Consider the following 19519-nt stretch of genomic DNA (forward strand, 5'->3'; position numbering starts at 1 on the left):
ACGTGAGCCTAGGTCTTTAATATTTCATTGACTACAAAACGTAATTAGTCTGCTACAGGATACTCAATTTGAGCATCTGCCTTAAGTGAGGCAACTACAGCACGGTAATCAGCTTCGCTGTATTGAGGTGCAATACGCTGTTTAAGCGACTTAATCAGATTGTCATTAATGCCTTCGGCTTCATTGACCTTATCAACTACAATCACCGCATAACCAGTTGCTAACGCTGCGGTATCAATAGTGACACTATTCTCAGCAGGTGCAGCAATCTTAAAGGCTTTATTGGTGATAGCTTGATCGATATCCTGATTAAAACGACCTAACTTAGCTAACGTGGTTAATGATGCGCCCGTTAAGGTATCATTACCCGCTTTTAACTGAGCCATATACTCAGCAGCTTTATCACGAGCACCGTCATTGGCTTTATCTTGCTTCAAACGTTCAACAATACCCGATTTAACATCAGCAAAACTCATGATGCCAGCAGTCTGATGTTTTTTCATGCGCACAACCACAACATGGTTTGGCGCAAGCTCAATGACATCACTATTCAAACCGCTCGCTAATACTTGGTCAGAAAATGCTGCTTTGATGAACTCAGGGTTATTGAACTCAGCGGGTACATCATCACGAGAAAATAACGCCGTTGATTGCACTTTTGCATTAACTGCTTGGGCTGTTTCGGCTAAAGTATCCGGGATTTCGTAACTGGTATCAGCTAATTTGGTTTGTAAGCTATAAAACACATCAAGTGCTTTCTTTTCTTGAAGTTGAGCAACAATTTTCTCTTTAACATCTTCAAAAGCAGTAGCTTGACTTGCTTGAACATCTAATAGCTTGATGATGTGATAACCGAACTCACTTTTCACAATAGATGAAACTTGACCTTTTTGTAATCCAAAAAGCGCTTCATCAAATGCAGGATCCATCACACCTTGTTCAAACCAATCTAACTTACCGCCTTCTTGTGCGCTAAGGTTATCATCAGAATCCGTTTTAGCCACTTCGGCAAAATCTTCACCCGCGGTTAACTTAGCTTCAATTGCATCAGCTTTAGCTTTGTCGGCACTGTCATCATCTGTTGCGGCAACAAAAATATGCGCAGCAAGACGTTTTTCGGCTGTTTGATATTGTGCTTTGTTCTCGTCGTAATAAGTTTTCACTTCTTCGTCAGAGACGTCACTGTTTTTAGCCATGTCAGCAGCATTTAATTCAACATACTCTAGGCTAACTTTTTCAGGGCTCATGTATTGCGACACGTTAGCATCATAATAGCTTTGCGCTTCTTCATCAGACACAGAAACAGTTGATAAGAAAGGAGTTGAATCGACAACTAGATAACGTATATCACGAGTTTGACCTTGGACTTCAGCAAGTTGCTTAGCCTCACCGTCTAACACAAACTCACTGCCCACGAGTGCATTTAATAACTGACGACGGGTCATGTCGACGCGCATCATGTTTCTAAAACTTGTGGTTTGATAGCCTAACTGACGCAATACCGCTAGATAGCGCTCATTATCAAATTTACCGTCAGTTTGAAATGCAGGCTCTTCAATAATGGCTTTTTTAATTTGCTCATCAGATACACGCAAGCCTAGTTTATTGGCTGCTTGATCAATGAGTTTGTCAGCAATTAAACGATCCAGTACGTTTTGTTTAATGCCATTCATATAACTTTCGTCAGCGGCTAATGCTGTAAACATTTCACCGAGCTGTTGCTCTATACGAGAGCGTTCATTTTGAAAAGCCTGCTCTAGCTCGTTGGCACTAATTTCGTCACCATTAACAACAGCAGCAGGTACACCCGTGTTTGAGCCTAAATAACTGCTCACACCGGCAAAAGCAAAAGAAAGTATCACAAGTACTAGAATTGTTTTTGCAACAATCCCCTGTGATCCTTCACGAATTTTTTCTAACATCTGAATTCTCGCTTGTTGCGATTAATAAAATAAAAAGGCGCATCACCTTGTGGATGCGCCTTATTGTAAATTATATGGAGTTATCAGACGCTACCACGGGTATGACCCAATACTCCCAATATTGATTATGCAGAACATAACAATATTGCTTTTCGTAAAAAGCACCGCCTAAGCAGTGCTTGTATTACGAATGCCTTACAAAGGCAACGTTATTAACTATGAGTTAACCGCGTCTTTTAGCGCTTTGCCAGCTTTGAACGCAGGAATGTTCGCAGCAGCAATTTTAATTTCATTACCCGTTTGTGGGTTACGGCCAGTACGTTCAGCACGTTGACGTACTTCAAATGTACCAAAACCAACTAGAGAAATCTTATCGCCATCTTTAAGACCTTCCGTTACAGCAGCGATAAAAGAATCCAGTGCGCGGCCAGCAGCAGCTTTAGAAATATCAGCACCAGATGCGATTTTCTCGATTAGTTCAGATTTGTTCATGTCATCCCCTTGAATGTTATTGTCGCGCCGCAACCAAATCTATGTTTAGAGCGGTCTGCGGAGGCTTTATTTTATAAGCTTGATAACACACCAAACTTAGTACGAAAACCAAAAAATGAAATTGGATACAGCTCAACGTCAGATGCCCCAAGGGCTTGGTGCGTCTGACTCTCCACCAACCTAGGCTACCACAGGTCAGCGTTTTGTTAAGCCCCTTTTTTGATTTTTTTTATGCTCTATAGCAATTTTTTGACTAACAAGCTATTTTTTGACCACTTCGAAGCCTTCAACTGGTCGCTCAAGCGCCAATTTCAGGACTTCATCAATCCAACGTACTGGATGAATGGTTAAATCTGCAATCACATTCGCTGGAATTTCTTCCAAATCGCGTTCGTTTTCTTGAGGGATCAATACATGCTTGATTCCGCCACGATGTGCAGCCAATAACTTTTCTTTTAAACCACCAATTGGCAGAACTTCACCGCGAAGGGTTATTTCACCTGTCATGGCAACATCACTACGAACTGGATTGCCCGTTAAGCTCGACACTAACGCAGTACACATAGCCGCGCCTGCTGAAGGGCCATCTTTTGGTGTTGCCCCTTCAGGTACATGGACATGAATATCACGTTTTTCATAAAAGTCGTTATTAATACCCAAATTTTCCGCGCGGGCACGAACGACTGTCATCGCAGCTTGAATAGACTCTTTCATGACATCACCGAGTGAACCGGTATAGGTTAATTTACCTTTACCTGCTACAGATGTTGCTTCGATGGTTAATAAATCACCACCCACTTGAGTCCATGCAAGTCCGGTCACTTGGCCTATTTGGTTATTCGATTCAGCTTTACCAAAATCAAAACGTTGTACGCCAAGGAATGACTTTAAATTATCCTGGTTAACTTCAACCACTTTGACCGTTTTATCAAGCAGAATATGCTTAACTACTTTACGGCAAATTTTTGATAATTCACGCTCTAATGAACGCACACCCGCTTCACGAGTGTAATAACGAATAATCCCTAAAATAGCACTGTCATCGACAATGATTTCTTTTTCTTTAAGGCCATTACGTTCAATTTGCTTGGTCAGTAAATGCTTCTTCGCGATATTAAGCTTTTCATCTTCGGTATAACCCGATAAGCGAATCACTTCCATACGGTCAAGTAAAGGACCCGGTATATCCATAGAGTTTGACGTAGCCACAAACATTACATCAGATAAGTCGTAATCAACTTCAAGATAATGATCGTTAAACGTTGCGTTCTGCTCTGGATCAAGTACTTCTAACAAGGCTGACGATGGATCGCCACGCATGTCTGAACTCATTTTGTCGATTTCATCGAGCAAGAACAATGGGTTTTTAACGCCCACTTTGGCCATTTTTTGAATGACTTTACCTGGCATTGAACCTATGTACGTACGGCGATGACCACGAATTTCTGCTTCATCACGCACGCCACCTAGTGCAACACGGACATATTTACGTCCAGTGGCTTTAGCAATTGACTGCCCCAGTGAGGTTTTACCTACGCCCGGTGGTCCAACTAAACACAAGATAGGTCCTTTAAGCTGTTTAACACGACTTTGAACCGCTAAATACTCAAGAATACGTTCTTTAACTTTTTCAAGTCCGTGGTGATCGGTATCAAGTACTTCTTGTGCTTTGGCTAAGTCACGCTTAATTTTTGAGCGTTGTTTCCAAGGCACAGCTGTCATCCAGTCAACATAGCTGCGCACAACCGTGGCTTCAGCAGACATAGGCGACATCATTTTAAGCTTGTTTAATTCAGCAATGGCTTTTTCTTTCGCGTCGGTTGGCATACCAGCGTCTTCAATCTTACGCGCCAATACTTCAAATTCGTCGTGGCTTTCGTCAATATCGCCTAATTCTTTTTGAATGGCTTTCATTTGCTCATTCAAATAGTATTCGCGCTGACTTTTTTCCATCTGCTTTTTAACGCGGGTACGGATGCGTTTTTCAACTTGCAGCAAGTCAATTTCTGATTCCATCATCGCCATCAGATATTCAAGACGCTCACCGACATTGATCATCTCAAGCACGGATTGCTTATCTTCAAGCTTCAATGGCATATGTGCAGCCATGGTATCAGCTAAGCGAGCCGCTTCATCAATACCCGATAATGAGGTTAATACTTCAGGTGGGATCTTTTTATTTAGCTTGATGTAGCCTTCGAACTGGCCAATAGCACTGCGTACTAAGACTTCTTCTTCTTTATCACTTAACTGCTCAGACTCTAAGTATTCAGCCGTTGCAGCAAAAAACTCTTCTTCTTGAGTGTATTTCTTGATTTTGGCACGTTGGCCACCTTCAACTAATACTTTTACCGTGCCGTCAGGAAGTTTAAGAAGCTGTAAAATAGAGGCAACGGTACCAATATCAAAAATGTCGTCTTTGGTCGGTTCGTCAAGATCTGCATCTCGCTGAGCAACTAATAAAATTTGCTTGTCTTGTTCCATTGCCGATTCCAGGCAACGAATTGATTTTTCCCGTCCTACGAATAGCGGAATTACCATATGCGGGTAAACCACCACATCTCGCAGTGGTAATACGGGGAGTTCGATATGCGCTTCACGCTCTTTAGTCATGGCTCGATTCCGTTTAATGAAATAGACTTAATACTGATTATATTGGGGTGATGTTATCAGTTTCAATGGTCAATACGAAAAAAGGAGTCCAATGGACTCCTTATTTTTCAACTTACTAGTTATCAGTACAATTATTGCTCGCCTGAAGCGGCCAGAGTCTCTGTATTTTCGTAAATCAAAATTGGAGCTGATTCACCTTTAACAACGGATTCATCAACAACCGCTTTAATCACTCCCTGAGTCGATGGAATATCGTACATGGTATCAAGCAAAATGCTTTCTACAATTGAACGTAATCCACGTGCACCCGTTTTACGTGACATCGCTTTTTGAGCAATCGCTTGTAATGCATCATCACGGAACTCAAGTTCGACATTTTCCATCTCAAATAACGCGCTATATTGCTTGGTTAACGCATTTTTAGGCTCAGATAGAATTTGAACCAGTGCAGCTTCGTCTAACTCAGTTAGCGTAGCAACAACAGGTAAACGACCAATAAACTCAGGGATCAAACCAAATTTCACTAAATCACCAGGCTCTACTTGGCTTAGTATTTGTGAAATGGTGGCTTTATCCGCCTCGCCTTTTACTTCTGCACCAAAGCCAATCCCGGTTCCTGTGTGAGCTCGTTGTTCAATGACTTTTTCAAGTCCAGCGAACGCACCACCACAGATAAACAGAATTTTAGAGGTATCCACTTGCAAAAATTCTTGCTGTGGGTGCTTACGTCCGCCTTGTGGAGGAACAGAAGCTACCGTGCCTTCAATTAGCTTCAGTAGCGCCTGCTGAACACCTTCACCCGACACATCGCGAGTAATTGAAGGATTGTCAGATTTGCGACTGATTTTATCAATTTCATCGATATAGACGATACCGCGTTCAGCTTTTTCAACGTCGTAATCACACTTTTGCAGTAACTTTTGAATGATGTTTTCAACATCTTCGCCCACATAACCTGCTTCGGTTAGCGTGGTTGCATCTGCCATAGCAAAAGGAACATTGAGTGAGCGTGCCAGTGTTTCAGCTAATAATGTTTTACCACTACCAGTTGGACCTAATAGCAGGATATTACTTTTACCAAGCTCAACACCGTCTTTTATTGCGCCATTACGTAAACGCTTGTAATGATTGTATACCGCAACAGAAAGCACTTTTTTGGCTTGATCCTGACCGATTACATAGTCATCAAGATGTTTGCGTAGCTCATGCGGTGTCGGCAACTTGTCTTCATCACGCTTAGGTGAAATCTCTTTGATTTCTTCACGGATGATGTCATTACATAAATCAACACACTCATCACATACATAAACTGATGGGCCAGCAATCAGTTTTCTGACTTCATGCTGACTTTTTCCGCAAAAAGAGCAGTACAGCAATTTGCCGCTGTCACCGTTATTTTTGTTATCGCCCATTATTCTACCTCTGTTTCCAACTTAGGTTAACCCTAAGCGCTGCTTGTAGATACTTATCATAACCACATAGATGACTTAACGTCTTTCAGTACAGAATACCTGAAAGATTAGAGAAAATCAGCTATCGGTTTTAGCCGCGACTTGTTAGTAATGAATCGACAATACCATAATCAACAGCTTGAGTAGCACTCATGAAGTTATCACGGTCAGTATCGCGTTCAATGATTTCCAACGGTTGGCCAGTATGATCAGCCAACATTTGGTTTAATTTATTCTTGATGCCTAGGATTTCCTGAGCATGAATGGCGATATCTGATGCTTGACCTTGGAAGCCACCTAATGGCTGATGGATCATCACACGAGAGTTAGGTAAGCAATGACGTTTACCTTTAGCGCCGCCGGCAAGTAAGAATGCACCCATACTAGCAGCTTGCCCCATACACACTGTACTGACATTAGGCTTAATAAACTGCATGGTGTCGTAGATCGCCATACCCGCTGTAACTGAACCGCCAGGAGAGTTAATGTACAAATAAATATCTTTATCTGGGCTTTCTGACTCTAGGAATAATAACTGAGCAACAATAAGGTTAGCCATGTGTTCTTCTACTTGGCCAACTAAGAAGATGACTCGCTCTTTTAATAGACGAGAGTAAATATCATAAGAACGTTCACCTTTAGCTGTTTGTTCAACAACCATAGGTACAAGAGCATTGAGTACTGATTCTGGTGCTTTATGCATTATTCATTTCCCTAAAAATAAAAATGGCCCGCATGAGGAACCTCATACGAGCCATTATAAATGGCGAACCACTTGTTAAGTCAAGCTTAGCTTACGCTCGTCCAGTAGCCTTGTTCATAAATTCTTCAAAAGCAACGTCTTTAACGGTTACTTTTGCTGATTTTAACAATGCTTCAACAGCTTGCTCTTCAAGCGCTACGTTGCGCATGTTTTGCATGAGTTCTTTATTTGAGTTGTAGTATGAAACAACTTCAGATGGATCTTCATACGCTGAAGCCATAGATTCGATCAATGCATTAACACGATCATCTTCAGCTTTTAGCTCGTTAGTCTTAATCACTTCGCCTAATAGCAAACCGATTTTAACACGACGCTCTGCTTGCTCAGTGAAAAGTTCAGCCGGAAGTTCAGGCATATTTTCAGTTTGGCCACCAAAACGCTGCATTGCTTGTTGACGAAGTACATTCACTTCACCTTCAACAAGTGCTTTAGGGATAGAGATGTCATTTGCTGCTAATAAACCAGTAATAACTTGCTCTTTCACATTCGCTTTCAGCGCTTGCTCTAGTTCACGAGTCATGTTTTTACGGATTTCAGCTTTAAGTGCATCTAAGCCACCTTCAGCAATACCAAACAAAGAAGCAAACTCATCATTCACTTCAGGTAAGTTAGCTGCTTGAACTTCAGTTAAGGTAATAACGAACTTAGCCGCCTTACCTTTTAAGTTTTCAGCGTGGTAATCTTCAGGGAAAGTCACTTCGATTTCGAATTCATCACCCGTTTTATGACCAATGATACCGGTTTCAAAACCAGGGATCATACGATTGCTGCCTAATTGAAGTTCAAAATCATCAGCTTTTCCGCCTTCAAATTCTTCACCATCAATAGAACCAATAAAGTTCATTTTAACTTTGTCGTCAGCTGTAGCTTCACGTTCAACAGCAGCAAAAGTAGCATGTTGCTTACGTAACGTTTCAATCATTACATCAACGTCTGCATCATTAACTTCAGCTTTAGGCTGTTCAACTGCAATGCTATCTAAACCCGTTAAAACAACTTCTGGGTAGATTTCAAATGTTGCAACGAATTCGAAAGAATCACCTTCAGTTGAACCAGGAGTAAATACTGGTGCGCCTGCTGGGTTTAACTTCTCAGCTACAATAGCTTCTATAAAGTTGCGTTGCATCACTTCACCAGTGATGTCTTGACGAATGGCTTTACCATAACGCTTGTTGATTTCGCCGATAGGCACTTTACCTGGGCGGAAACCTGGAAGACGAGCACGCTTAGCTTCACGCAATACGTTGTCTTTAACCAATTTCTCGATTTGCTCAGCAGGTACAGAAATAGTTAGGCGACGCTCTAGGCCTTGAGTTGTTTCAACAGAAACTTGCATTTTTTTACCTCGAAATATGTCTAACGTTCTTTGAATGGTCGACAACTCAACCATTAGATATTCGTTTCTTGACTACGGGTTTAGCTCTGATACCCAGCACAGCGATAATATCGATGCTGAAGACGCTGTTGGTATAGGTAGCTTATTTTTGATATTTATCAAGACGCGACATTATAGCTACCGTTTTTAACAGAGTCGAGCCTGAAAAGGTCGATTTACGTGATAAAAGGGCTAACTGATGGTCAATTTTGATGTGTTTGCACGTTTAATGCGCGAAATGAGTTTTTATCAGATTGGATATGCATTGCAGTAAATCAACTATGGTAAACAAATACATTTTTCAGCAACACAATGAGTGTCTCGAAATACACGTTGATTTGAACAGAAAAAAATGGGGTGACTGATGGGGCTCGAACCCACGACAACCGGAATCACAATCCGGGACTCTACCAACTGAGCTACAATCACCATTGAAATGGTACGCCCGGCAGGATTCGAACCTGCGACCACCCGCTTAGAAGGCGGGTGCTCTATCCAACTGAGCTACGGGCGCATGGTTACAGCAATAAGCTGTTTCCTGTCTGGCTGAACAAGTTTACTTGTTCTATTATTCGCTAATAATAGCAAATAACATTTAATTTGGTCGGTGATAGAGGATTCGAACCTCTGACCCTCTCGTCCCAAACGAGATGCGCTACCGGGCTGCGCTAATCACCGAAATCTTACTTTGTTTTCGAAATGTTTATTACTGCTATACAGCAACCTTGTTGTCTCGAGAACGGAGCGCATCTTAACTAGTCACCTTGATATCGTCAACGATTTTTTTAACTCTGGATGCTATATGACGAATTTAGCAGCAAAAACCATGATTAGCATCATAGCGCGAATAGTTTATTCACTGTATTTTCATCGTCTAGCAAATGACACTCTTCATTGCGCCTGCTAGAATAACCGCCGTTCGACCATCGACTTCAACACCTGCGTCACTCAAAGGAAACTCTACAGCCATGACTGCTCAACTTATTGACGGTAAAGCCATTGCACAATCTATCCGCACCACACTAAAACAAAAAGTAGCACTTCGAAGACAAGCTGGATTCCGCGCGCCAGGTCTTGCGGTTATTTTAGTGGGCAGTGATGCCGCATCTCAAGTCTATGTCGGCAGTAAACGCAGAGCTTGTGAAGAAGTCGGTTTTGAATCTCAATCTTTTGACCTGGACACAAGTACAACCCAAGCTGAACTATTAGCGTTAATCGATGAGTGTAATGCTAATCCCAATATTGACGGAATTTTAGTACAACTTCCTTTACCTGATCATATTGATGATTCAAAAGTCATTGAACATATTCGTCCAGATAAAGATGTTGATGGTTTTCATCCATACAATGTTGGCCGTTTAGCTCAACGTATCCCGGTTCTGCGCTCTTGTACGCCGATGGGGATTATGACGTTAATCAAATCTACCGGTATTGATACTTACGGTTTGGATGCTACTGTTGTCGGAGCGTCGAACATTGTCGGCCGTCCAATGACACTGGAACTCTTATTAGCTGGTTGTACTACAACCACCTGTCATCGTTTTACCAAAAACTTAGAGCAAAAAGTGCGTCAAGCCGATTTATTGGTTGTTGCTGTGGGTAAGCCTGGTTTCATTCCTGGTGAGTGGATAAAACCTGGCGCTATTGTGATTGATGTCGGTATTAATCGCTTGGAAAACGGCAGTTTAGTCGGTGATGTGGAATTTAATATTGCCGCCGAAAAAGCCGCATTTATAACTCCGGTTCCTGGCGGCGTTGGTCCAATGACCATTGCGAGCTTATTAGAGAATACTCTTTATGCTTGCGAGCAGTATCATAGCTAGTCCAGCTGGCTGCGGATGAATAACAAAAAAGCCTGCTATTGCAGGCTTTTTTGTTTTATGGGCAAACTAAATTACTTTTTACGCCATGTCGTTCCGCTAGGGCCGTCTTCTAACACAACGCCTAACTCATTTAAGCGATCACGCGCGATATCGGCTGCAGGCCAATCTTTTTCAGTTCGGGCACGGTTACGCTCAACAATTAGTGCTTCAACTTCTGCCACTTCATCGTCACTGCCCTCACCCTTAAAGAAAGCCTCAGGCGTTTGGCTGATAAGACCAAGTACATCGGCTAATTGCTTCAAGCTGACACCTAATGCCGACGCAGCTGCCATATCGGTTATTTTAAGACGATTAATTTCACGGACCATATCAAATAAAACCGAATAGGCTTCAGGCGTATTAAAATCATCATCCATAGCAGATTTGAATTTGGCAACAAACGCTTCAGCAGGCGCAGCGTCGACAGTCAAATCTAAATCTTTAATGGCTGTGTATAAACGCTCTAATGCTGCACGTGCTTGCTTTAAATTATCTTCAGAATAATTTAACTGGCTACGGTAATGACCTGACAATAAGAAATAACGTACAGTTTCAGCGTCATAATGCTTAAGCACGTCACGAATAGTAAAAAAGTTGTCTAATGATTTAGACATCTTTTCACGGTCAACCATCACCATTCCGGTGTGCATCCAGTAATTCACATAAGGCGTGTCATGGGCACAGCAAGACTGCGCAATTTCATTTTCATGATGTGGAAACTGCAAATCAGATCCGCCACCATGAATATCAAAATGTAAACCTAAATGCTTACTGTTCATGGCAGAACATTCAATATGCCAACCCGGGCGACCAGGACCCCAAGGTGATTCCCATGTAGGCTCACCCGGTTTAGACATTTTCCATAGCACAAAATCCATAGGATTGCGTTTAGCATTATCAATTTCAACCCGAGCACCAGCTTGAAGTTGGTCAAGGTTTTGCCCAGAAAGCTGGCCATATTGAGGGAACGACGCAACACTAAATAATACATCACCATTACTGGCAACATAAGCATGGTCGCGATCAAGCAAACGCTGAACCATATCGATAATTTCTTCAATATGTAACGTAGCTCGCGGCTCAAAATCAGGTCGTTTCATGTTCAGCGCATCAAAATCTTGATGCATTTCGCCAATTAAACGCTCAGTAAGTGACTCACACGACTCATTATTTTCAGCAGCACGTTTGATAATTTTATCATCAACGTCAGTAATATTGCGCTGAAAGTTCACCTCATAACCTATGTAACGTAAATAACGTACTATCATGTCAAACGAAACAAAGGTACGCCCGTGACCAATATGACATAAATCGTAAATGGTCACGCCACAGACGTACATTCCGATTTTACCTGGATTTATTGGTTTAAATTCTTGTTTATCACGGCTAATACTATTGTAAATCTTCAACATCGATTGTTCTCTTTTACACTAATTTATAACGGTAAATGTTAATGCAGATTCTAACATGATGTCACCTGTTTTGAACACTGCACTTTAAGCGGCAGTTAAGATAAGTTAGAATCGCGCAAATTAATATTTTCAAGTGAGATAACATGATTACTTTACATACCAATATGGGCGATATTACTTTACAACTAAATGAAGAAAAGGCGCCTATTACTGCCGCTAACTTTATGCAGTATGTTGAAGATGGCTTTTTCGAAGGTACTATTTTTCACCGTGTTATTGACGGTTTTATGATCCAAGGTGGTGGTTTCACTGAAGACATGAGCCAAAAAAGTGTTAAAGCATCAATCAAAAACGAAGCTAGCAACGGTTTATCTAACCGCAAAGGCACTGTTGCAATGGCGCGAACCTCTGATCCTCATTCAGCAACTGCACAGTTTTTCATTAACGTCAAAGACAATACGTTCCTTGATTTTAAATCAGAAACCTCGCAAGGCTGGGGTTACTGTGTGTTTGGTGAAGTCGTTGAAGGGTTAGACATCATTGAGCAAATCAAAAATGTCCCAACAGGAAATAATGGTATGCATCAAGATGTACCATTAGAAGCTATTGTGATCAAAAGCGTTAGCGTTAAAGCGTAATTTTGAAAACAACAATCTTTGTGGGCGATTTGCACTTAAGTGCTGATCGTCCCGATATTACTCAAGCCTTCGTGTATTTTCTAAATCATGGTTTAGACGATGCTGAAGCGCTTTATATCATTGGCGATCTATTCGAAGTGTGGATGGGTGATGATATTGCTGAGTCATTTAGTGTTGCTATCGCTGATGCAATCAAAATGGTATCAAACACGCTACCTGTGTACTTTATTCATGGTAATCGTGACTTTATGGTAGGCAAACAATTTTGCCAACGAGCAGGCATGCAAGTATTACCTGAAGTGTATTGTATCGACTTGTACGGTGTGAATACTGTTATCTTGCATGGTGATAGCCTTTGCACACTTGATGTTGACTATCAGCGATTCAGACGCTTTAGAAGCTTTAGAGTCGTGCGCTGGTTATATGCTCGCTTACCTAAAAAGACACGCTTAAACATTGCTGCAAAAATTCGTCAAAAAAGTGTCCAAGGTAATCAACAAAAACACTACGAAATTATGGATGTTGAACCAAGCGCAGTGACTGCTCTGCTGGCGAGTACTGGCTGCCAACGCATGATCCATGGTCATACGCATCGTCCGGCGATTCATCAATTATCTGCAACGCATCAACGCGTAGTAGTGGGCGACTGGTATACTCAAGGTAGCGTCTTAAATGTGAATGAACATGGGTGCGAGTTAGTTACACTGCCCTTCTCAGACACCAAATAGGCTCACTTGTGATAATGATGACACATTATCTGTGAGCCTTAATGAGACGCGCTCAACCATTGAGCTATTGACTCGGTACACCACTGTGAAAACGAAATTCGCTGTCCTCAGCCAAAATCAATCTCTTCTCAATTTGTCGAAAGTAATCAATTCGTTCGCTGATATCAACGCCTGCTATATCTTGAGCAAGGGCTAAATAATCTTGAAAATGCCGAGCTTCAGAGCGTAGTAATGAGGTGTAAAACTTAGCCAGCTCATCATCTAAGTGTGGCGCAATTTTAGCAAATCGCTCACACGAACGCGCTTCAATAAACGCCCCAATAATTAATTTATCAATAATGGTCAGTGGCTCATGGGTTCGCACATGAATGATCAATTGCCTGGCATAACCCCCTGCGCGAATATTACTGTAATCAATACCTCGTGCCGTCATAATCTGTAGTACTTGTTCAAAATGATGGAACTCTTCTTTGATCAGGCGCACCATTTTACTCATGACATCAGCACTATAAGCTAAGTGCTCATTGGCGACTAATTCACTAGTGATATCATTCTTTTTACTATCGCGAGCCAAAAAGGCATGTGCGTCACGGTCTTGTTGGTAAACAAAATCCTCGTAGGGCTTTGCCCAAGCCTTTAATAGATGAGCGCTACTTTTATCAATCGCATATTTGCGGATCATTAAAATAGCTGTTTGCGCAGCTTTGAGCTCGCAGTTGCAATGGTCAATAAGCAATGGGATTAATTGCGACGGTTGTTTTGCTTTTTCAACCCAAAGGTCTGGGGTCTCACAACCTAAAAAGTCATGAATTGGCGCAAGTAATTGCTGCATAGAATGAATAACTCAGTCAAGAATCTACGCTCAGTTTACCTGTAGAGTGATCATTTCTGAAGCCAAAAACGTAATACTCCTTGACGAAAGTCTATTTATGTTCAATAAATAAGCTAAGCATCTAATTTAACGCTTTTATAACAGATGCAATCGATCACCTTAAATGATGATTCTAGTGTGGGATAGGGTCATAACTGAACAACATAGATATTGGCAACGATGGAATGAGTTTACTGCCAATACAAAATAGGTTGTTAAGTTGATGTGGACTGATTAAGGCGATGGATAAAAAGCTGTAGTCAGTTCGTCGTTGTTTGGCGAGCTAGGTCAAAAATGCTAAACAAGGATAACGATAATGGTATTGAATCACTTAATGGGGCTTTACACTCATCCGAAAAAAGAGTGGCAAACAATTGAAAAAAATCATGAAGCATTGAAAAGCAGCTTGAGTCATATATTGCTTATTGCGCTCATTCCTGCCGTTTGTGCTTATTTTGCAACGGCTCATATTGGGTGGCATCCAGGCGTCGGAGAACCACTATTTCTGACATCACAAAGCGCACTATTAATGTCAATTGCGATGTACTTTGGCTTAATTATTGGCGTTCTGGCTCTCGCCTACTTAGCTTTTTGGATGGGTAGAACATTTGATGCAGATCCAACCTATACTCAAGCGCTCGAATTGGCTTCCTATACTGCAACCCCCTTATTCATGGTCGGTCTTGCAGCACTCTATCCTGTATTATGGTTCATAATGGTCATTGGATTAATCGGATTATCCTATTCGGTGTATCTGCTCTATGCAGGAGTGCCCATCATTATGAATATACCTGAAGAAAAAGGTTTTATTTATGCCAGCTCAGTTGTTACAGCAGGCTTAGTATTGCTGGTTGCACTGATGGCAAGTAGTGTCATTTTATGGAGTATTGGTTTAGGCCCAATGATGCAATAATCATTTAGTTAAAAGATAACAAAAAGGCGCTTAAGGCGCCTTTTTTGTATCATTCATCACTCATTAAGCAAAGGTATCTCTTAACGGTACCGTTAAGTTAAATACTAAGTGATCAGCGCTGGAGTCTTTGCTGTCTGCGCAGAAATAGCCTTCTCGTTCAAACTGATAAGATTTCTCAGCAGGAGCATTGACTAAACTAGGTTCCACTAGGCCATTTAACACCACCAAAGACTGTGGATTAATGACCTCATCGACAGTTTCAAACGTCGCAGGATTTTCTTTGGTAAATAGACGATCATAGATACGAAACTCAGCTGGTTTCGCCGTTGCCGCGTCAACCCAATGAATCACGCCTTTAACTTTACGGCCATCGGCAGGGTTTTTACCTAAAGTATCTGCATCGTAACTACAATAAACGGTAGTGATATTGCCATCAGCATCTTTATCACAACGTTCAGCTTTGATGATGTAAGCATTACGTAGGCGGACTTCTTTACCGAGTACAAGACGTTTGAAATGCTTATTAGCCTCTTCTTTAAAATCTTCTACATCAATAAAAAGTTCTTTGCCAAAAAATAACTCACGAGTGCCCATAGCCTCATTATTAGGATGAGCAGGCGCCTTAATGGCCTCTGGTTGTGCATTAGGATAGTTTTCAATCACGATTTTAATCGGTCTTAAAACAGCCATTGCACGAGGGGCATGTTCGTTAAGCTCTTCACGGATACACGCATCTAGCATGCCTACTTCGACTAAGTTTTCTTGTTTAGTAACGCCTATACGCAAGCAAAACTCTCGAATTGATGCAGGAGTATAGCCACGACGACGAAGGCCAGCGATAGTTGGCATACGCGGATCATCCCAACCGTCGACTAAGTTACGGGTAACTAAATCGTTTAATTTACGTTTAGACATCAGAGTATATTCAAGATTTAAACGCGAAAACTCATATTGACGAGTACGGTTTGGTGCTTGAAAATCATCTAAATGATCCAGTACCCAGTCATATAAGCGGCGGTTATCTTGGAACTCTAACGTACAAATCGAATGGGTGATATTTTCGATCGCATCAGAAATACAATGGGTGAAGTCATACATTGGATAAATGCACCACTTATCACCTGTTTGATGATGGTGAGCAAAACGGATACGGTAAATAATAGGATCGCGCATGCACATAAATGGCGATGCCATGTCTATTTTTGCGCGCAGAGCACATTCACCTTCTTTGAATTCGCCTAGACGCATTTTTTCAAATAATGCGAGGTTCTCTTCAACACTAGTATCACGATAAGGGCTATTTTTACCCGGCTCTTTTAAGGTACCACGATGTTCTCTGGTTTGTTCCCCATTTAAGAAACAAACATAAGCGAGACCTTTGGTGATTAACTCAACGGCATACTGATGTAATTGGTCAAAATAATTTGATGAATAACGGATATCGCCAGACCATTCAAACCCTAACCAACGCACATCTTCCTGAATAGACTTAACATAGTTAATATCTTCTTTTTCAGGGTTAGTATCATCGAAACGTAAGTTACATTGACCTTGGTAATCTTTTGCGATACCAAAATTCAAGCAAATAGATTTAGCATGGCCAATATGTAAATACCCGTTTGGTTCCGGTGGAAAGCGTGTATGTACTTGGCTGTGCTTACCGCTTTTTAGGTCTTCGTCTATGATATTACGAATGAAGTTACTTGGACGTACTTCAGTGTCCATATGACTCATGGAATTCCTCTTGGCGCACAATGGCAATATGAATAAAAATAGATGATCCTACAGATCTTATGTAGTTACAACTCCTAGGCTTGAAAAAGTTAACCCGATAAAGCAAATAAACCCAGCTTTGCTGGGTTTATCGAGTAAATCAAAACGTTTTAGCTTAACTACTCAGTGATAATGCGTATTCCAGGAATAATTTGTTGAGCCTTTCTGCCCTTTTTGTTTAACCAAAAATAAAAACCAATCAAAGCCATAACGAAAAAGCCGATCCAACTGGCAGATTGCAGAGGATGCTGAGTAAAGGTAGCCCCTTGATATACAACTGTAGCTGAGCCGTAGGCTAATGAGAATGTCCAAATAGCAGCAAAACGCGCCCATTTGGTACCAAACTCATGCACCAAAGCTCCCATAGCCGCCACACACGGGGTATAAAGCAAAATAAATAACAAGTATGAGAACGCCGCTATCTGACTTTTAAAGCCCGTTTGCAGCGCACTGAAGGTCGTAGAGTCAACAGATAATGCGATGGCAGCTTCATCTAAATCACTAATACCCGCGATAGCAATCGATAATGGATCACCAGCCTCAATACCAAGTAAATTTGCAGGAATAGTGGCTAAACCTATTTTGACGCTATCCCAAATTGAAACCAGTTCAACTTGTTCGCCTTCATCATTGCTATATAAACTATTCAATGTACCGACGACAGCTTCTTTAGCAAAAATACCGGTGATAATACCTACAGTTGCCGCCCAGTTATCTTGCTCTATTCCCATAGGCCTAAACAATGGGGTAATTTGTTGACTGGCAACACTGAGCATAGATTCTTTACTATCTTCATGTCCAAAGGAGCCGTCAGTACCGATAGCATTGATAAAGTTAAGCAGTGTGACGACGATAATGATAGTTTTACCTGCGCCCATAATAAAGCTTTTAGTGCGTTTCGTGGTGCGAGAGAAAACCGCTTTAGATTTAGGCATTTCATAACTTGGCAATTCCATGACAACAGCGCTACTGGTTCCAGGCAAAACTGTTTTTCGTAATAATAACCCAGTACCAATCGCGGCAAAAATACCAATAATGTACAGTAAAAATACTAAATTTTGACCAGACTGCGGGAAAAATGCCGCGGCAAATAATGCATAAACCGGTAGCCGAGCACTGCAAGACATGAATGGCGCCATCATTCCAGTAACGATACGTTCACGCTCACTGCCTAAGGTTCTCGTTGCCATAATGGCAGGCACCGAGCAACCAAAACCAACAATCATAGGCACAAAAGCTTTACCCGGTAAACCAATGCGACGCATTAGACCATCAACAACAAAAGCTGCTCGAGCCATATAGCCTGAGCCTTCAAGTACCGAGAGAGCCAAAAATAGTGCCGCAACAACAGGAATAAAGGTCGCAACAGTTTGAATACCTTGGCCAACGCCGCCAGCCAAAATGGTTACAATCCAATCTGGCGAGCCTATTGACGACAACAAGGCACCAAAATGATCCACAAAAATAGCGCCAGCAGTAATATCAAAGAAATCAATAAATGCATTACCAACATTAATACTAAATAAAAACATTAGGTACATGATAAACAAGAAGATAGGGATACCCAGCAGTGGATGTAACACGACTTTATCAAGCCTATCGGTGACACTAACATGTGTGCCGGTACTTACTGATGCCTCAAACACCTGTTGAACAAAATCATAACGGGTGGTGGCGATCATAATATCGATGTCTTGACCGGCTTGTTCAACCCGTTGAGTACATTGTCTTACCGTGTCATGTAATTGGGTTTCACTGGAACCACAGTCATTACCATGGCTGTTAGCTAAAATAGCCAGTGCTTGTCCACGACTTAGCTCTGCAAGTCCTTGTGCATCATTTTGTATCTGTAAAGCAATAACACTTGCTTCTATATCAGCATGATACTGCAATAATAAAGATGCTGCGGTATTACCTTTTTTCAATAATGACAATAGTTCAGTTTGTAGATGCTTAACATCGGCTTGATTTCGAGAGCAAATTGCAATGACAGGACAACCGAGGCGGACCGACATGTCGTCAACATTAATGTTAATCCCCAGCTTTTTCGCTGCGTCAATTTTATTAATGACAACGATAATAGGAATGCCTAACTCACGTAATTGGGTAGTCAAATACAGATGACGCTCAACATTGGTTGCATCAACTAAGTTGATGATAGCGTCCACTTGTTGGTTTGAAAGATACGCTTGCGCAATTTGTTCATCGAGTGAACAATCACAACTATTTCCGGCTGGTAATAAATCATAAATACCGGGTAAATCGGTGAGAAAAATATCTATACCAGAGTCACTAAACTTCCCAGTCTTCTTTTCTACGGTAACACCGGACCAATTACCCACCTGCTGGCTAGCGCCAGTAAGGGCATTAAAAAGAGTCGATTTACCCGCGTTTGGATTGCCCACAGTGACACAATGAAATTGTTTAGTCATTTTTTAGAACTACCTCGATAATATCGGCTAAATCACAACGCATACATAGTTTACTGCCACGTAAATCTAACTCAACACCCGAGCCCATAGGGGCACGGCGAATAAAATGAAAACGAGTGTTGGGAGTAATGCCCATGGATAACAATTTACGTTTAACCGTTTGCGGTAAAGTTAATTGACCGATTTCAGAGATAATTGCCTGATCACCTGGCTTAAGTTCACTCAGCTTCATGTAACACTACCTTCAACAACATTAATAACGCTAAAAATTTTA

Annotated in this window: 15 protein-coding genes and 3 tRNA genes; 4 read left to right on the top strand and 14 right to left on the bottom strand. The window is 41.5% G+C overall.

Annotated features, from left to right (window positions below; translation table 11 throughout):
* Nucleotides 1-44 precede the first annotated feature (44 nt).
* The 9 genes from GW828_RS10535 to GW828_RS10575 all read right to left on the bottom strand — a co-directional run bounded on the left by GW828_RS10535 (nt 45) and on the right by GW828_RS10575 (nt 9294).
* Nucleotides 45-1922, bottom strand: a complete 1878-nt coding sequence (locus GW828_RS10535) for a SurA N-terminal domain-containing protein (RefSeq protein ID WP_182722128.1) — start codon at nt 1920-1922, stop codon at nt 45-47.
* 216 nt (nt 1923-2138) lie between these two features.
* Entirely contained in the window at nt 2139-2414 is a 276-nt protein-coding gene (locus tag GW828_RS10540) for an HU family DNA-binding protein (protein ID WP_124016408.1), read from the bottom strand.
* A 261-nt stretch (nt 2415-2675) separates the two neighbouring features.
* On the bottom strand, nt 2676-5027 hold the full coding sequence (gene lon, locus GW828_RS10545; RefSeq protein WP_124016407.1) for an endopeptidase La: 2352 nt from the start codon (nt 5025-5027) through the stop codon (nt 2676-2678).
* Between the two features lie 131 nt (nt 5028-5158).
* Entirely contained in the window at nt 5159-6439 is a 1281-nt protein-coding gene (clpX, locus tag GW828_RS10550; RefSeq protein WP_124016406.1) for an ATP-dependent protease ATP-binding subunit ClpX, read from the bottom strand.
* 130 nt (nt 6440-6569) lie between these two features.
* Nucleotides 6570-7181 carry an ATP-dependent Clp endopeptidase proteolytic subunit ClpP gene (clpP, locus tag GW828_RS10555; RefSeq protein WP_124016405.1) on the bottom strand — a complete coding sequence of 204 codons (612 nt, stop codon included), beginning with the start codon at nt 7179-7181 and terminating at the stop codon, nt 6570-6572.
* A gap of 91 nt (nt 7182-7272) precedes the next feature.
* A complete protein-coding gene (tig, locus tag GW828_RS10560) occupies nt 7273-8577 on the bottom strand; it encodes a trigger factor (RefSeq protein ID WP_124016531.1) in 1305 nt (434 codons plus the stop codon).
* Between the two features lie 392 nt (nt 8578-8969).
* Nucleotides 8970-9045 (bottom strand) — tRNA-His (locus tag GW828_RS10565).
* An 8-nt stretch (nt 9046-9053) separates the two neighbouring features.
* Nucleotides 9054-9130: transfer RNA gene (locus GW828_RS10570), tRNA-Arg, on the bottom strand.
* Between the two features lie 87 nt (nt 9131-9217).
* Nucleotides 9218-9294: transfer RNA gene (locus GW828_RS10575), tRNA-Pro, on the bottom strand.
* Between the two features lie 290 nt (nt 9295-9584).
* Here GW828_RS10575 and folD point away from each other — a divergent pair.
* Entirely contained in the window at nt 9585-10439 is an 855-nt protein-coding gene (gene folD / locus GW828_RS10580) for a bifunctional methylenetetrahydrofolate dehydrogenase/methenyltetrahydrofolate cyclohydrolase FolD (protein ID WP_182697030.1), read from the top strand.
* 71 nt (nt 10440-10510) lie between these two features.
* Here folD and cysS read toward each other — a convergent pair whose 3' ends face one another.
* Entirely contained in the window at nt 10511-11890 is a 1380-nt protein-coding gene (gene cysS, locus GW828_RS10585) for a cysteine--tRNA ligase (protein ID WP_124016403.1), read from the bottom strand.
* A gap of 143 nt (nt 11891-12033) precedes the next feature.
* On the opposite strand from cysS, the gene GW828_RS10590 reads away from it, so the two are divergent.
* Nucleotides 12034-12528, top strand: a complete 495-nt coding sequence (locus GW828_RS10590) for a peptidylprolyl isomerase (protein ID WP_124016402.1) — start codon at nt 12034-12036, stop codon at nt 12526-12528.
* A gap of 2 nt (nt 12529-12530) precedes the next feature.
* Nucleotides 12531-13256 (top strand): UDP-2,3-diacylglucosamine diphosphatase, encoded by a 726-nt coding sequence (locus GW828_RS10595; RefSeq protein ID WP_182742092.1) that lies wholly within the window; start codon nt 12531-12533, stop codon nt 13254-13256.
* A 64-nt stretch (nt 13257-13320) separates the two neighbouring features.
* Here GW828_RS10595 and miaE read toward each other — a convergent pair whose 3' ends face one another.
* Nucleotides 13321-14088 carry a tRNA isopentenyl-2-thiomethyl-A-37 hydroxylase MiaE gene (gene miaE / locus GW828_RS10600; RefSeq protein WP_182697032.1) on the bottom strand — a complete coding sequence of 256 codons (768 nt, stop codon included), beginning with the start codon at nt 14086-14088 and terminating at the stop codon, nt 13321-13323.
* A 355-nt stretch (nt 14089-14443) separates the two neighbouring features.
* Between miaE and GW828_RS10605 the strand changes: the two genes are divergently transcribed.
* Complete coding sequence (locus tag GW828_RS10605) at nt 14444-15040, top strand: Yip1 family protein (RefSeq protein WP_124016399.1); 597 nt, start codon at nt 14444-14446, stop codon at nt 15038-15040.
* Nucleotides 15041-15103: 63 nt separating this feature from the next.
* On the opposite strand, the gene glnS is transcribed toward GW828_RS10605, so the two are convergent.
* The 3 genes from glnS to GW828_RS10620 all read right to left on the bottom strand — a co-directional run bounded on the left by glnS (nt 15104) and on the right by GW828_RS10620 (nt 19477).
* A complete protein-coding gene (gene glnS, locus GW828_RS10610; RefSeq protein ID WP_182697033.1) occupies nt 15104-16774 on the bottom strand; it encodes a glutamine--tRNA ligase in 1671 nt (556 codons plus the stop codon).
* A 158-nt stretch (nt 16775-16932) separates the two neighbouring features.
* On the bottom strand, nt 16933-19245 hold the full coding sequence (gene feoB, locus GW828_RS10615; RefSeq protein WP_182742093.1) for a Fe(2+) transporter permease subunit FeoB: 2313 nt from the start codon (nt 19243-19245) through the stop codon (nt 16933-16935).
* Nucleotides 19238-19477, bottom strand: coding sequence for a FeoA family protein (locus tag GW828_RS10620; RefSeq protein ID WP_011638067.1), 240 nt, complete (start codon nt 19475-19477; stop codon nt 19238-19240). Before GW828_RS10620 ends, feoB begins: the two co-directional genes overlap by 8 nt.
* Nucleotides 19478-19519: the final 42 nt, after the last annotated feature.

Source organism: Shewanella vesiculosa (genome assembly GCF_009994065.1).
In the GTDB taxonomy this organism is placed as follows: Bacteria; Pseudomonadota; Gammaproteobacteria; order Enterobacterales; family Shewanellaceae; genus Shewanella; species Shewanella vesiculosa.

What these genes read in the sequence shown, in the direction of transcription:
- clpX (WP_124016406.1), bottom strand. Translation starts at nt 6,439, where the DNA reads ATGGGCGATAACAAAAATAACGGTGACAGCGGCAAATTGCTGTACTGC.
- GW828_RS10535 (WP_182722128.1), bottom strand. Translation starts at nt 1,922, where the DNA reads ATGTTAGAAAAAATTCGTGAAGGATCACAGGGGATTGTTGCAAAAACA.
- lon (WP_124016407.1), bottom strand. Translation starts at nt 5,027, where the DNA reads ATGACTAAAGAGCGTGAAGCGCATATCGAACTCCCCGTATTACCACTG.
- clpP (WP_124016405.1), bottom strand. Translation starts at nt 7,181, where the DNA reads ATGCATAAAGCACCAGAATCAGTACTCAATGCTCTTGTACCTATGGTT.
- cysS (WP_124016403.1), bottom strand. Translation starts at nt 11,890, where the DNA reads ATGTTGAAGATTTACAATAGTATTAGCCGTGATAAACAAGAATTTAAA.
- GW828_RS10590 (WP_124016402.1), top strand. Translation starts at nt 12,034, where the DNA reads ATGATTACTTTACATACCAATATGGGCGATATTACTTTACAACTAAAT.
- GW828_RS10540 (WP_124016408.1), bottom strand. Translation starts at nt 2,414, where the DNA reads ATGAACAAATCTGAACTAATCGAGAAAATCGCATCTGGTGCTGATATT.
- tig (WP_124016531.1), bottom strand. Translation starts at nt 8,577, where the DNA reads ATGCAAGTTTCTGTTGAAACAACTCAAGGCCTAGAGCGTCGCCTAACT.
- miaE (WP_182697032.1), bottom strand. Translation starts at nt 14,088, where the DNA reads ATGCAGCAATTACTTGCGCCAATTCATGACTTTTTAGGTTGTGAGACC.
- GW828_RS10620 (WP_011638067.1), bottom strand. Translation starts at nt 19,477, where the DNA reads ATGAAGCTGAGTGAACTTAAGCCAGGTGATCAGGCAATTATCTCTGAA.
- GW828_RS10605 (WP_124016399.1), top strand. Translation starts at nt 14,444, where the DNA reads ATGGTATTGAATCACTTAATGGGGCTTTACACTCATCCGAAAAAAGAG.
- glnS (WP_182697033.1), bottom strand. Translation starts at nt 16,774, where the DNA reads ATGAGTCATATGGACACTGAAGTACGTCCAAGTAACTTCATTCGTAAT.
- folD (WP_182697030.1), top strand. Translation starts at nt 9,585, where the DNA reads ATGACTGCTCAACTTATTGACGGTAAAGCCATTGCACAATCTATCCGC.
- feoB (WP_182742093.1), bottom strand. Translation starts at nt 19,245, where the DNA reads ATGACTAAACAATTTCATTGTGTCACTGTGGGCAATCCAAACGCGGGT.